Annotated in this window: 23 protein-coding genes and 1 pseudogene; all 24 read right to left on the bottom strand. The window is 73.6% G+C overall.

Features of this window, described 5'->3' with window-relative positions; all coding sequences use genetic code 11:
- Window positions 1–5: 5 nt before the first annotated feature.
- Window positions 6–197 carry a hypothetical protein gene (locus ABD317_RS01655; RefSeq protein WP_344287038.1) on the bottom strand — a complete coding sequence of 64 codons (192 nt, stop codon included), beginning with the start codon at window positions 195–197 and terminating at the stop codon, window positions 6–8.
- Window positions 194–547 (bottom strand): hypothetical protein, encoded by a 354-nt coding sequence (locus tag ABD317_RS01650; protein ID WP_344287036.1) that lies wholly within the window; start codon window positions 545–547, stop codon window positions 194–196. The genes ABD317_RS01655 and ABD317_RS01650 overlap by 4 nt, the downstream gene beginning before the upstream one ends.
- Window positions 544–840, bottom strand: coding sequence for a hypothetical protein (locus tag ABD317_RS01645; protein WP_344287034.1), 297 nt, complete (start codon window positions 838–840; stop codon window positions 544–546). Before ABD317_RS01645 ends, ABD317_RS01650 begins: the two co-directional genes overlap by 4 nt.
- Window positions 840–2318 (bottom strand): hypothetical protein, encoded by a 1479-nt coding sequence (locus tag ABD317_RS01640; RefSeq protein WP_344287032.1) that lies wholly within the window; start codon window positions 2316–2318, stop codon window positions 840–842. Before ABD317_RS01640 ends, ABD317_RS01645 begins: the two co-directional genes overlap by 1 nt.
- Window positions 2315–2824: a hypothetical protein gene (locus ABD317_RS01635; RefSeq protein WP_344287030.1), complete on the bottom strand. Its 510-nt coding sequence runs from the start codon at window positions 2822–2824 to the stop codon at window positions 2315–2317. Before ABD317_RS01635 ends, ABD317_RS01640 begins: the two co-directional genes overlap by 4 nt.
- A gap of 180 nt (window positions 2825–3004) precedes the next feature.
- On the bottom strand, window positions 3005–3583 hold the full coding sequence (locus tag ABD317_RS01630) for a hypothetical protein (protein WP_344287029.1): 579 nt from the start codon (window positions 3581–3583) through the stop codon (window positions 3005–3007).
- On the bottom strand, window positions 3571–4014 hold the full coding sequence (locus ABD317_RS01625) for a hypothetical protein (RefSeq protein WP_344287028.1): 444 nt from the start codon (window positions 4012–4014) through the stop codon (window positions 3571–3573). The genes ABD317_RS01630 and ABD317_RS01625 overlap by 13 nt, the downstream gene beginning before the upstream one ends.
- A 178-nt stretch (window positions 4015–4192) precedes the next feature.
- A complete protein-coding gene (locus tag ABD317_RS01620; RefSeq protein ID WP_344287026.1) occupies window positions 4193–4534 on the bottom strand; it encodes a hypothetical protein in 342 nt (113 codons plus the stop codon).
- Window positions 4531–5163 carry a TerD family protein gene (locus ABD317_RS01615; RefSeq protein WP_344287024.1) on the bottom strand — a complete coding sequence of 211 codons (633 nt, stop codon included), beginning with the start codon at window positions 5161–5163 and terminating at the stop codon, window positions 4531–4533. Before ABD317_RS01615 ends, ABD317_RS01620 begins: the two co-directional genes overlap by 4 nt.
- Before the next feature lie 35 nt (window positions 5164–5198).
- Window positions 5199–5582 (bottom strand): hypothetical protein, encoded by a 384-nt coding sequence (locus tag ABD317_RS01610; protein WP_344287022.1) that lies wholly within the window; start codon window positions 5580–5582, stop codon window positions 5199–5201.
- Window positions 5583–5764: 182 nt separating this feature from the next.
- Window positions 5765–6190, bottom strand: coding sequence for a hypothetical protein (locus ABD317_RS01605; protein ID WP_344287020.1), 426 nt, complete (start codon window positions 6188–6190; stop codon window positions 5765–5767).
- A complete protein-coding gene (locus ABD317_RS01600; protein ID WP_344287018.1) occupies window positions 6190–6690 on the bottom strand; it encodes a hypothetical protein in 501 nt (166 codons plus the stop codon). The genes ABD317_RS01605 and ABD317_RS01600 overlap by 1 nt, the downstream gene beginning before the upstream one ends.
- A gap of 143 nt (window positions 6691–6833) precedes the next feature.
- Window positions 6834–7127: pseudogene (locus ABD317_RS01595) on the bottom strand (WhiB family transcriptional regulator); the annotation flags it as partial.
- Window positions 7124–7696, bottom strand: a complete 573-nt coding sequence (locus ABD317_RS01590) for a hypothetical protein (RefSeq protein WP_344287016.1) — start codon at window positions 7694–7696, stop codon at window positions 7124–7126. The pseudogene ABD317_RS01595 and the gene ABD317_RS01590, both read right to left, overlap by 4 nt.
- Window positions 7693–8088, bottom strand: coding sequence for a hypothetical protein (locus tag ABD317_RS01585; RefSeq protein ID WP_344287014.1), 396 nt, complete (start codon window positions 8086–8088; stop codon window positions 7693–7695). Before ABD317_RS01585 ends, ABD317_RS01590 begins: the two co-directional genes overlap by 4 nt.
- Entirely contained in the window at window positions 8085–8471 is a 387-nt protein-coding gene (locus ABD317_RS01580; RefSeq protein WP_344287012.1) for a VVA0879 family protein, read from the bottom strand. Before ABD317_RS01580 ends, ABD317_RS01585 begins: the two co-directional genes overlap by 4 nt.
- Window positions 8468–8731: a hypothetical protein gene (locus tag ABD317_RS01575; protein WP_344287010.1), complete on the bottom strand. Its 264-nt coding sequence runs from the start codon at window positions 8729–8731 to the stop codon at window positions 8468–8470. Before ABD317_RS01575 ends, ABD317_RS01580 begins: the two co-directional genes overlap by 4 nt.
- Window positions 8728–9012 carry a helix-turn-helix domain-containing protein gene (locus ABD317_RS01570; RefSeq protein WP_344287008.1) on the bottom strand — a complete coding sequence of 95 codons (285 nt, stop codon included), beginning with the start codon at window positions 9010–9012 and terminating at the stop codon, window positions 8728–8730. The genes ABD317_RS01575 and ABD317_RS01570 overlap by 4 nt, the downstream gene beginning before the upstream one ends.
- Window positions 9012–9341, bottom strand: a complete 330-nt coding sequence (locus ABD317_RS01565) for a hypothetical protein (RefSeq protein ID WP_344287006.1) — start codon at window positions 9339–9341, stop codon at window positions 9012–9014. The genes ABD317_RS01570 and ABD317_RS01565 overlap by 1 nt, the downstream gene beginning before the upstream one ends.
- Window positions 9342–9354: 13 nt before the next feature.
- Window positions 9355–9702, bottom strand: a complete 348-nt coding sequence (locus ABD317_RS01560; RefSeq protein ID WP_344287004.1) for a hypothetical protein — start codon at window positions 9700–9702, stop codon at window positions 9355–9357.
- Window positions 9699–9902: a hypothetical protein gene (locus tag ABD317_RS01555; RefSeq protein WP_344287002.1), complete on the bottom strand. Its 204-nt coding sequence runs from the start codon at window positions 9900–9902 to the stop codon at window positions 9699–9701. The genes ABD317_RS01560 and ABD317_RS01555 overlap by 4 nt, the downstream gene beginning before the upstream one ends.
- A complete protein-coding gene (locus ABD317_RS01550) occupies window positions 9899–10165 on the bottom strand; it encodes a hypothetical protein (RefSeq protein ID WP_344287000.1) in 267 nt (88 codons plus the stop codon). The genes ABD317_RS01555 and ABD317_RS01550 overlap by 4 nt, the downstream gene beginning before the upstream one ends.
- A 61-nt stretch (window positions 10166–10226) precedes the next feature.
- Window positions 10227–11030 carry a hypothetical protein gene (locus ABD317_RS01545; RefSeq protein WP_344286998.1) on the bottom strand — a complete coding sequence of 268 codons (804 nt, stop codon included), beginning with the start codon at window positions 11028–11030 and terminating at the stop codon, window positions 10227–10229.
- Window positions 11030–12025 carry a TIGR-Tas system RNA-guided endonuclease gene (gene tas / locus ABD317_RS01540; protein WP_344286996.1) on the bottom strand — a complete coding sequence of 332 codons (996 nt, stop codon included), beginning with the start codon at window positions 12023–12025 and terminating at the stop codon, window positions 11030–11032. The genes ABD317_RS01545 and tas overlap by 1 nt, the downstream gene beginning before the upstream one ends.
- Between the last annotated feature and the right edge of the window lie 29 nt (window positions 12026–12054).

The raw sequence follows: 12054 nt of genomic DNA, 5'->3' as shown, positions 1-12054 counted from the left end.
CGGGCTCAGGGGCAGCTGTGGATGCAGCTGCGGTTGTGGAGGGGGCAGTGGCCGTCGTAGACCTGCCAGCGCCAGCAGCGCAGGCCGCGGCGGTGGGAGCGGTGGCCGCAGTACCGCCAGTGCAGGCCGCCGACGGCGACGGACCTCCCGTGCCGTCCGGCGAGCAGCAGGTGCGCGAGGAGTTCGAGGAGGATCACGGCCGGTCCTCCCCGTGCGGCTCTCCGATGCCGAGTTCGCGTTCGAGCTGGCGGATGCGGGCGGGGTCCGGTGCCGGGACCGCGCGGCGCCGGCGGCGCGGCAGCCGGGGCCAGCGGCCCCCGTTGCGGCGGTAGGCCACGACGTGCAGGCCGGAGAGGGCGGCGGTGCAGGCGGCCATGGGGGTGTCCCCGCCGAGCAGGCTGGCCGTGCTGGACAGGGCCAGGCCGAGGGCCATGAGGCGGTAGGCGTCCTGGAGCCGCCCGGGCCGGGTGATCATGCGGACGACTCCGACGCCGATCAGGATGCCGCCGCCGAAGGCCAGGGCGAGCCCCAGGAGTTCGGTACTCATGCGGCCCTCATGGCGGCCAGGACGGCGTGGGCGCTGTTCTGCTCCTCGCAGGTGCAGCCGATGCGCGGGCGCCAGGTCGGGCAGGTGTTGATGACGCCGAGGTGGCCGCACGGCTGGTTGAAGGCGCCGCGGTCGCAGCCGGGGCGGCACTTCGCGCTCTGGTGCCAGGCGGGGACCGGCGCGCCGCAGGTGCGGCAGATCAGGTGCGGGTTCTCGAAGGTGAGCAGCCGGTGACCGTCGGCGGGCTGGAGGACCGTGCCGGTGATGCCGCTGGTGGTGTCGGGGGTGTTCATCAGGCTCCTTGGGGTGTGCCGAGGGCGGCACGGAAGGCGTCGTGGACGTGGTCGTCGAGGCCGAGTTCGCCGGGGTCGCTCTGGCCGTCGAGCGCGGCGCGGACCAGCGCGAGGGCGTGGGCGGCGGCGGCCGGGAGGATGCGGCCGGCCGTGCGGTTGGTGAAGCGGTCGCGCCAGTGCTGCTCGACGAAGCGGGCGGCGCGCAGCCGGCGCTCGGTGTCGGCGTGGAGGGCGGACGCGCGGGCGAGTTCCGCGTGGGACTTCTCGACGCGGTCGAGGAGCGCGGCACGGCCGACTTCGATAGCGGGCGCCAGGTGCTCGGCGAGGTCGGTGGAGGTCCAGCCGTCGCGGCCTTGGGTGAAGGTTGCGATGAGGTGGGCAACCCGGGTGCGGAGTGCGGGGTCTGGGGCGGCGTTGCGGACGGGGGCGAGGACGGCCTGCGCCTGCTGCAACTCCTCCCGCAGCCGGGCGGTGTGCTGCTCGACGACCGGGAGTACGGCGCCGGCGCGGGAGTAGGCGTTCGTCCGCACTGTGTCCGGCAGGCGCGTCGATCCGGCGGGCGGCGCCGTGCGGTCCGCCCAGTCGATGAGCGCCTTCGCGATCTGGTCGCGCAGCGCGCCGGCGGGCGACGCGGGGGCGTTCAGGCGCCTGCCGCCGTGCAGCGCCTCCGTCTCGGGGATCGACCCGGCGTCCTCATCGGCCAGCAGCGCCGTCGGCGACAGCTCAGCCCGCAGCGGGACCGACCCGGCGCACGCTCCGTCGGGCATCGCGGCGAGCTGCGCCTCAGCGTCGCGATCCTCGGCCTCGCGCTCCTCGATGGCGTCGAGGAGTACGCGGGGCACGAGCGACTCGCCGGGCTGGGGGTCGTCGTCCTCGTCGTCGCCGTTCTCGCGCCGGGCGATCTCCGCTTCCATCTCGGTGGCCCACTCGCGCGGCACGTACACGGGCACGCAGTCGGAGCGGCACGCCTGCGTGTTCATGCCGCGGCAGCGCCAGCAGTACCAGCCGACCTGTACGCGCGGCTCGCCGGGCTGGAAGGCGTCGTCCCCGTCTGCGCCGCTGTCCCCGGTGGGCGCACTCAAGGCGTCGAGGGCACGCGACAGTGCGTCGGTTCCCGGCCCGGTCGGGACCGGGACGTGCAGGTCCGGCCGGTCGCAGCAGGTGTCGAAGCCGCCGTGCGTGGGCGATTCGATCTGTAGCGCCAGCGGGCAGATGTACAGGTTGTCGTGCGCCGGCAGGGGCGCGGCCTCGTGCTGGGGCATCGGGGCGGCGAGCATGGTGGCGATCTCGTCAAGGCCCAACCCGTCACGGGCGAGGCTTGCGACCATCGGATCTGCCTCGTCGGCTGTGTTGCGAAGAGCGGATCCGATCTCTTGCATACTCATCCCGCGGGCGTGTGCGTCGCGGAGCCAGTCGGCTGCCTGGATGAGCGTCAAGGCCCGTGTCTGGTCGGTGGTGATGCCTGGGCGGGTGGTCACGGCTGCTCCGTCTCGCGGAGGTGGTTGCGGAGGCCGGCGTCGTCGAGGGCGCCGAGGGTGCGGCGGGCGAGCGCGTCGGGGTAGGGGCGGTCCTGGCCCTCGAATGCGAACGTCTTGCCGGTGCTGACGTGCGCGGCGATCGTCACCAGGTCGGCGAACACCTCCGGCGGCACGAGCACGCCGCGCGGTGGCGGCACGACGGGGTAGCCGTGTTCGGTGCGGGCCTCGTGGATGCGCATGCGGACGGCCAGCGGGCTCATGCCGCGCCGTTCAGCGATCACCGTGTAGGCGCCGGTGACGCCGGCGCGGCGCAGGGCGTTGCACTCCTCGGCGAGGGAGATCGTCTTGACCCGGGCGTGGAAGGAGCGCCGGGCGTGGCCGTTGGCGTTCTCGTGCTCGGGGTCGAGGTGCGGCCAGCGGCGCAGGACCTCCTGGCGGGCGAGCGCGTCGTAGTCGGGCGCGGCGTCCGGGCCTGTGCGGCTGCTGGCGGGCGGCGTGGTGCTCACAGGGTGGTGCCTTTCGTACGGGTGGTGGTGGCCCCGCGCGCAGCGGGCCGGGACGGTCATCCGCTGCGCGCGGGTGCGGTGGGGCCTACGACCGGAACAGGTCGCAGAGGGCGTCGATCAGGTCACCGAGCCAGGAGCCGCCGGAGCGGCGGCCGCGTGCGGGACGGCGGGTACGGCGCGTCACCGGCCGGCCCTCTTGGACGCGGGCACGTCGTCGATCGCGGTGGGGCCGAGGGGCGCGGCGTCCTGGTACTCCGGCAGCTCCATCGGCCGGTCGAACAGGAAGTACGACTGGTTGGCGCCGACGGTGAACTCCAGGTAGGCGCCGGTGGTGGCGTCCTTGCCGTAGTAGGCGTTGCACTGGCCGCCGGAGTAGTAGGCGCCATCGGTCGCCGGGGCCGGCACCACGACGGGAGAGTCGTGCCTGCTGCGGATCTCGTACGACGGCTTCTGCGTGGCGCAGTACGAGGTGGGCAGGCCCTCCAGGACCATGTAGCCGTAGTCGCCGTTGGCGTTCTGGATGTAGACGTAGGACAGCTTCTTCGGCTTGTCCCAGGTCTCGATCCAGAAGTTGATCGTCTCCCTGGTCGGGGAGAAGCCCATGGTCTTGCCGGGCTGGCGGGCGACGAGGTCCTCGTAGCCCTTCTGCCGGGCGTCGGCCTCGCGCTCCTGGGCGTCCTTGTCGTCGGTGCACGCGGCGGCGCCGAACAGCAGGAGCACGGCGACGGCCGCGGCGGTGAGGGTGGTCAGGCGGCGCACAGGGTCTCCTCGGCGTTCTTGTCCAGGCGGGCGGGCAGGTCGGCGTCGTGGAACGCCGCCTTGTGCTCCTGCGCGGCGAGCGAGTTGTAGTCGTTGATGGCGTCGGCGCGGGCGGCGCGGGCCGCGGTGATGCTGGTGTTGATGCGCGTCACCCGCTCCTCGGGCGGCTGGGTGTCCAGCTCCTCGGTGAGGGCGGCGATCTGGTCCTCGGCGTCCTGCGCGGCGGTGCACAGGTCGAAGAACTCCTCGTAGGAGGTGATGCGGAACGCGCCAGAGCCTTCGGTGCGCTCGCGGGCGTCGACTTCGCCGCGGAACGGGGCGGTGAACCAGGCGGCGCCGCCGACGGCGAAGACGCCGACGACGTACAGCAGCGCCGCGGCGGCGATGCCGGCGATGGTGAAGCCGAAGATCCGGCTTCCTTCCTTGAACATGTCTCTCCTTGCATGGGTGTTGCGGTGGGCCGCGGGGGCTCGGCGGCGGGGTCGATCTGGTGCTGGGCTCTGGCGGCGGGGTTGCGTCTGCGGGCCGGGCGCCAGGGCCGGGATCAGGTAATGGGCGAGGGGCGTGGCGGGCCGGCGGGTGCGGTCGTCCCGGGCCACGCGCGGGGGCTCACCACTCGTCGCCGACGCTCGTGGCCTCGAACTTCTGCTTCGAGACGCAAACGTCGCGGTCGTGGTCGAGTTCGATCTCCCAGCAGGCCGGGGCGGTGTGCCGGACCTTCTTCGTGCCGACCTGGATGTCCTTGCAGGAGCGGACCCGGCGGGAGGTCTTGCCGGAGCGCTTCGTGGACGTCGTGCACTCCTGCCGGGTCTCCGGCACCGTCTTCCACGACGTCTTCGCCGGCTCGTACTCCTTCTCCGTGACGGTGCCGTGGAGGTCGGAGCCGCAGGCGGCCAGGAGGGCGAGGGCTGCGATGGCGGCCGCCGATGCGGCGGCGGTACGGGCGCTCACTTGAACACGTTCTTCGGGCCCTGGTCCATGCGGACCTCGACGGCGCCCGCGGTCGGCGTCTTGCGCCGCCCGAGGATGCCCTTGCCGCCGCCACCGCTGAGCTGGGCCTTGGGCCGGTTCTCCGATCCCATGCCGGAGTACAGCTCCAGGGCGTGGACGCGGACGCCGTCGGCGGTGTTCTCGATCACGCCGGGGACGCAGGTGTAGACGACGGGGTTCCGGCTGGCGGCGACGGCGTCGATGCGCACACTCTCGCCCTGGCCGTTGTCGACCTCCATGGACACCCGGTAGCGGTGGAAGGAGCCGGCGCCGTTGGACTGGGCGCTGTACGCCCACGGCACCACCGCGGCGATGGTGTCGTTGAGGGTGACCTCGATGACCTCCTCGGCCATCGCGGCGTCGGAGCGCTTGACGTCGCCGAGGTGACGGACGGCGCCGTCGGCGCTGGACAGCCGGGCCGGGATGCCCTCCGCGGGGAACGCGGCGATGGACTCGGTGCGGCCGTCGGCGTAGACGACCTCGGCGCCGAGGTCGTAGTCGGTCTGCGGCGGCCACATGACGCGGGCCCGCATGGTGGTGGTCTTGGTGAGGGTGACCGGCTGGTCGCCCTTGCGCATGTTGATACCCATGGATGTGAACTCCAGTTCGGTTGGGGTGGGGGGCGTCATCGCGCCGCGCCGACAGCGCGGGCTTTTCTGCGGGCGTATTTCGCTCGCGCCTGCTCTCGATCGCAGACACGGCACTCCCGGTGCCCCTTGGGGTTGATTCGGACGTTGTCCGGCGTCCTGGGATGACCCTGAGCACACGTATCGCGGAGTTGCGGGCGCCGGTTGGCCGCCTGCTCCTTCCACGTGCGCCACGCAACGTTGCCGGGCTCGTAGTTGCCGTCGTTGTTGATTCGGTCGAGGGTGTGTTGCGGCGTTGGACGCGGTCCTACGTCGGCGACGAACGCCTCGAAGGAGTCCCGCCACCGCTGGCAAACCTCGATGCCACGGCCGCCGTAGTAGTGGAAGTACTTGTGCGTGGGCAGCGAGCACCGCTTCTTCATGGCGCGCCAGGTCTCGTAGAGCGGATGCCGCTTCGGGTGCTGGATGCGGGGTGGGCCACCGCAGATGCACGGGTAGACCCGGTGGCAGCGGGGGCAGACCGGGGTGCCGGCGGCCACCGGCCAGCGGCACTCGCACGGGTTCTGCTTGCAGTCCGGGCAGGGCAATGTGAACTCCAGTTCGGTCAGGGGTGGGTGCAGGAGGCGGCGATGTCGGCGGCGGTCCACCGCCGGAGCAGGGCGCGCCGCCGCGCGGGGGTGAGCTGCACGTAGCGGTCGTAGACGCCCCGGACGCGGGCCGCGGAGACGGTCCAGGCGGGGAAGTGGTCCTCGCCGGACGGCTCCGGGTCGCCCTCGGGGTCGACGGTGTACAGGTCGCCGCGCGGGTATTTCGAGGCGTAGTAGCGGGCGTACTCGCGGTCGGTGGTGATGTAGATGCGGTCCGGGCGCGCGGTGAGCGGGTCGACGTTGCCGAGCCCGGGGACGTGGGGCTGCTCGCCGCGCGCCTTGGCCTCGCAGACGGGACACCCGTCGACGTAGTTCGGCTCGTGCGGGGTGATCAGGTCGCCGGGCGCCAGCCCGGGCACGCCGCCGTGGAAGTACTGCGGCATCACGCCTCCCCCGTGATCGCGGCGACGCCGCGGGCAGCGGGCGGCGCCTGGTGCAGCGGAAGGACGGCGTACGGCCGCGGCGTGCCCCGGACGGGTGTCGGCGGCCCGTCGCCGAGGTCGACCACGGGGGTCTCGACGGTCTTCTCCGTGGCGTGACGGTCGATGGGGGCGGGCACGTCCTCCGTCCAGCCGCGGGCTGCGGCGGCGGCCAGCGCGGCGCGCTGCTGCCGGCCGAGCTGGTTGTGTGCGCGGACGAGGAGCAGCAGCAGGAACAGGCAGCCGGTGCGGGCGGAGTCGCGTTCGACGGCGGCGCGGAGCGCGTCCTGCATGAGGACGGCGTTGTCACAGGCGAGCTGGTCGCGGGCGCGGGCGACGGCGTCCCGGTCAGCCTCCAGCGCGGCGAGCAGCGCCTTCGCGGCGGCGAGTTCGGCCTTCGCGCCGCGGCCGTAGCGGGCGCGGTGCCGGCCGCGGGCCCGCCATAGGCGGTCCATGAGCCTCATGACGCGGCGACCTCCCGGTCCTCCTGCTCGGCCTCGGCCTCCAGGTGCGCCAGCCGGCACGCCGTGTCGATGGCCTGGTGGCGGCGGCGGTGCAGCTCGTACGCCTCGACGGTGCCGCACTCCGGCGCCTCTTCCTGCACCGCGGCGGCGGCCGCAATGGCGGCGCGGCGGGCGCGGCGGCGCTTCAGCAGCCGCCTGTCGTCGTCGCTCATGGCGCCCCAGACGCCCGCCTGATTGGTGTCCAGCGCGTAGGCCAGGCAGTCGGCGCTCACGGGGCAGCGGCGGCACACGGCCTTGGCCTCCTCGATCTGCAGGAGGAACGGGCCGGTGTTCCCGACAGGGAAGAACAGGTCGGGGTCCTCGTCGCGGCAGGCGGCGTCGTCGCGCCAGTGGTGCGGCCGTTCGCTGTCGGGCACCCGCCCGGTGTAGCTGCTCATGCGTGGTCCTCCTCGGGCAGCGGCGACCACACGGTGTGGCCGCCGTCGAGTTCGATGTGCCAGGTAGAGGTGGCGTTGACCTGCTGCGTCGCCCAGCCGACCGCGACCCGCTCACCGCGGGTGGGATGGGTCATGACGTGCTCGACGGTGAACGTCATGCACCCGTAGTCGGGGGTGTCGGGCGCGGGCCGGTGGCGGTAGCGGCGGCCGGCGGTGAAGAACTCGCCGTCGCCCAGGGGCGGCAGGTCGTCGCTCACCCGCCCGGCGTCGGCCCTGTCGGCGCCCGTGCGGTTCATCAGCCGGCGGAGCCCGGTGTGGCGACCGGCGAAGCCGGGGCCGCCGGCGGCCGCGGCCTGGGCGCGGTCCTGGGCGCGGTCGAGTTCCTCGTGCGACCTGAGGAGCCGGTCCAGCAGCTCGGCGTGGCCGGTGGCCTGCTGCAGCCGGCGGGTGACGTCGGCGAGCTGCTGCTGCGTCTGCGCGAGCGCGGCTGCCGGGTCCGGCGGCGGTTCGGTGTGCGGGCTGCGGGGCCGGGCCGGCTTGGCGCGGGCGAAGATGTCCAGGACGCTCATGGGCGGGTCTCCTCGGCGAGGAGCGTCCCGAGGTGCGCGAGGTCGCGGACCTCGTCGACGCGCTGATGGCGGCACGCGGTGCATTCGCGGACCAGCGCGAACGACTGGACCTCACGGTCGTGGTCGTAGCGGTAGCGCAGCTTGTGCGGGCCGCCGTCGACCAGTGCGGTGGCCTCCTCCACCTCGCCGCCGGGCAGCGCCTCGGCGGGCACGTACCGCCAGTCGAGGAGTCCGGCGGCGTCGCCGAGGGTGCACGCGGCGTTGCCGCGGGCGTGGCCGAGGAAGTCCTCCTCGGCCTGGAGCCGCAGAGCGGCATGCACCGTCTCGTCGGGCACCGTCGCCGCAGCGGCCGCGGCGGCGTGCTCGGTGAGGGAGCGGGCGGTCGTCGTCATCGGTTGCCCCCTGCGGCGTCCGCGAGGGCGAAGGCGGCCATGGTGCGCCCGCCGGGCAGCTTGATCGTCCACGGGCCCGGGAACAGGCCGTACGCGACCCAGTTGCAGCCGCGGCCCCGGTACTTGCCGTCGCGGGTGAGGGCGCCGAGGGTGCGGCCGATGCACTCCTGGCCCACGATGTCGGAGGCGATCATCGGCTCGCTGGTGTGCCGGTTGGTGCGGGGGTGTTCCGCCAGCGCCTCGCGGAAGTCGCGGCCGGTGGCGACGTCGCCGCAGTGGGGGCAGCGGAACGCCCAGTCCAGCGGGTCGTCGCCGAAGCGCGTCGTGGCCTCGGCGAGCAGCTCTTCCTGCGTCAGTTCGCGGTGGTGGTTCTGGTCCGTCATGTGTCTTCCCCTGTGTCGTCGGCGGCCGGGCCGCCAGGGCAGGTGTTCGTGGGCTTGAGGTGGTCGCCGACGCGGAAGCCGCGGAGGGCTTCGCGGAGTTCGGCGGCGTGGGCGAGGGCGGCGAGTTCGGGCACCGGCTTGGCCAGCCGTACCCGGCCGCCGGGCCGGGGCCGCGGGGGCCGCGGGCCGCCGTACGTCCCGTCGGGCCACTGCTCCGCTTCGATCCGCGCCAGCAGCGCCTGCGCCTGGTCCCCGGTCACCGGGCTGCTCCCGCCCTGCCGGGCTCCAGCAGCTCCAGCGGGGACACGTCGAGGGCGGCGGCCAGGACGTACAGCTCATCGACCGACACCGACCGGCCGGAGCCGCCCCACGCGAAGCCGCGCTCGATGTCCAGGATGCTGCTCGCCGGGATGAGCCGCCCCAGCTCGTGGGTGCGGCGCATCAGGTCCGAGCGCGTCATGCCCGCCTGCAGCCGCAGCCGCTGGACTTCCTCACCGACGCGCCGCGACATCGTCAGGTCGCGGACCGACCGAGGCGCCATCACCGCCACTCCCCGCGGGGCGTGAACGCCTCGTCGAGCGGGTCCATCAGGTGCGCGTGGTCGCCCGGCATGCCGACGGGCAGCTGCCACAGCCCGGCGCACTCCAGCAGCCCGATCAGCGGCTCACGGCGGCCGGAGCCGTCGGTGCTGTGCAGGATCGGCCCGGTGACCGGGTCGGTGACGCCGGTCCACTCCCAGCCGGCGCCGTGGAAGTCGAGGAAGTCGTGGTCCAGGCTCCACACGCGGCCGGAGTGGTCGGTCCAGGTGACGCGCGGCGTAGCGGCGTCGGCGACGGGCGGCTGCTCAGGTGTCTCGGGTATCGCGGTCATCGCCATCCCCCTCTCAGGGGTTCTCGTCTCGGTCGGGGCTTGTCGTGGGTTCGGTTGGCGGTGCGGCGAGCCGCCTGCGGATCCCCTGCCGCGCGGTGGCCGCCGCGCGGGCCGCGTGCTCGGGGTCCGCCGGGCCCAGGCCGGGCCGCCACGGCTGCGGCGCGGCCTGCACCAGATCCGCGGGCAGCGCCTCCGGGTCCGCCATCAGCCGGCCCATGGCGGCCAGGACCTGCGGCCAGGTCATAGACGCGGCGTGCGCCGCGGCGAGCGCTTCGCTGACGTCGGCCGGCGCCCAGTCCGGGCGGGTCGCCGCGGCCAGCTGCAGCAGCTCGGCGGACGCCGGGTGCGGCAGGGCGCTCACGGCGAGATCCTGATGTCGGCCAGCGGCACGCCGCCGGCGAGCTGGGTGTGCAGTTCCTGCAACCGCGCCATGGCGGAGGTGTCCTTGCGGCGCAGCGCGCCGCGGGCCGGCATCGGCAGGTGCCACCAGCAGGGCGTGCACAGGTAGTGGCCGGCGGCGCGCTGGCGGCCGCAAGCGGCGGGGCACGGGGTGGTCTTCACCGGTCGTCACCGCCGTCCTTGTCGCGCAGGGCGCGCACCTCGGCGAGCGCGACGCCGTACGAGGAGCAGGAGCCGGAGCAGTACTCGCGGGCGGGGCCGGAGCCGATCACCTGGGCCACGACCCACCCGGTGGGCGTCACCTCGGTGCCGACGGGCCGGCCGCAGCCGTCGGTGGCGCACTCCCCCGGCGGCGTGACGTCCCGGGGGACGGCCGAAGTGCCGACCATCCCGCGGTTCCACTCCTGCGCGGCGCGGCGGGCCATCACCGCTCACCCGCCGCGGCAGCGCGTGCGGCGACCGTGTCGGCGGCCGCGAACTCGGTGTTCATGCGGACCTCACTGTCGAGGGATGGCAGTTCGGGCACGGGCCGCGATCGCGGCCCTCGTCGTCTTCGAGGCGACGGGAGGGGCTGCAGGCGCCGCACTTGTCCGGGACAGCGGCGAGCGGGGGCAGTTGGCAGTCGGAGCACCACGACTTCGGCCGGGCCTTGTGGCGGCGGCAGCGCGACCGCTCCCCCCGCTCGGCGGGGGGTGAGGGGGGTATTTCTTTCTCTCCCTCTACTTCTGCCGTGCGACTTTCCGGCGACATCGCCGCGGAGTCGCGCGCGACAGAATCACGTCCCTGCTGGCCAGGAAGATTCGCGCCCGAATTGCCCTGATTGAAATTTGCGCGGCTACCTGCCGGTTGACTGCCTGGTAGCTGCTCGGTTTCCTGCAGGTTTCGCGACGAGTTCCCGTCATCTTGCGCGGCGCGCTTCGCGGCCTGACGACTGCGGTCCCGCTCCCGCTTCCGCTCGATGCGCTCGGTCGGCCGCTGCAGCCGCGACCAGGACGCCACCTGGTAGCCACCGTCGACGGCCACCCACAGGTCCTCACGGAGCAGCGCGGCCACCCGCTGCTTCGTTCCACGCAGCCCGAACCGCGGTAGCTGAGTCTCGGGGATGAAGCCGTCCGACTCCTCCTCGGCGCAGTAGCACATGCCGAGGATGAACAGCCAGCCGGCCTTCTCCCCCGCTCGCTGCACCGCGATGTCCGCGGGGAAGCGAGCGAACAGCTTGCACCACTCCATGTGCAATAAGCCCCTTTGCTGGAGACCGTCGGCGATGAACGAAGTGGAGGTCATCGACATCAGCCGCCCCCGTCCTGTCCCCCAGCAGCGGCGGCGCCGCGGGGTCGGGCACCGGATCTGGGATGGCCGCCGCTGCCGGAGGTGCAGGTGTCCCCGACGGCGCAACATGAATGGGCACCGGCGCTCGTATGGCCGTCGGGGAAGCTGGACCCAGCCGACGAGTCAGATATGGGCGCCGTTGCGAGCATGGTCGGCTGGGTGGTCTCAAGGTGGATGCGGCGTGCTTCCAGCCACAGGTCGCGCAGGACGGCCTTGGCGGTGACGCGCAAGGCGTCGGCGTTCCGGTGCCCCGCGGACCACGCTGACCCCGCCTCCGCGGGCTTGCCAGAGGGTCCGCAGCGCACGCACGGTGCTGCGTGCGTGCGGCCTTCGGTCGCCGCCTTCCGCCGGTCGTACACGAGCCGGTACGGCGAGCAGACGCAGCCCTCGACGTGGGTGGCGACGCTGCTGTCCGGGTCGGTGGCGCACGGCTTGCGCAGCAGCTTCATGCACGCCTTGGCGATCAGGTAGGCGCGCGTCTTCGCGGCCGGCGAGTACTGCACGTGCTCGCCGCGGCGGCGCTTGGAGCGGGCCGGGTCGCCGTGCCCGGCGTACTGCCACAGCTCCGCGGGGCCACGCCGGGGACGGTCTTCGGCGTCGTTCCAGTACGGGTCGCGGATCGCCGCGAGGAGCCGCGCGGCCTGCTTCTCTCCAAGGCCCTTCTGCGCGCGCACCCACGGCCCGAGGGGGTGGGCGCGCATCGCCCGCTGGAGGGCGAGCACGGCCTGGTGCTCCAACTTGGCGAGTTCGTCGACGAGGGCGGCGACCGCGGCGACGGCGGGGTGGTCCTCAGTGAGGCCGAAGCCGCGCTGTTCGCCGTCGCTGTCGGTCTCGGCGCGGGTGAGCTGCCGCAGCCGGTTCGCGTTCGCCTTCCGCGAGTCCTCCAGGTCATCGAGGACCGCGGCGAGCACGGCGAGAGCGGGGTCCGCCAGCGACGGGCTGCTGTTGGGTGCCACGAGGGCCTGGGTCGCTGGCGGAGTCTGGC

The sequence above is a fragment of the Streptomyces synnematoformans genome, assembly GCF_039531005.1.
In the GTDB taxonomy this organism is placed as follows: Bacteria; Actinomycetota; Actinomycetes; order Streptomycetales; family Streptomycetaceae; genus Streptomyces; species Streptomyces synnematoformans.
The sequence above is the reverse complement of the archived record's forward strand: the minus strand, read 5'-3'. Positions and strand labels throughout refer to the sequence as shown.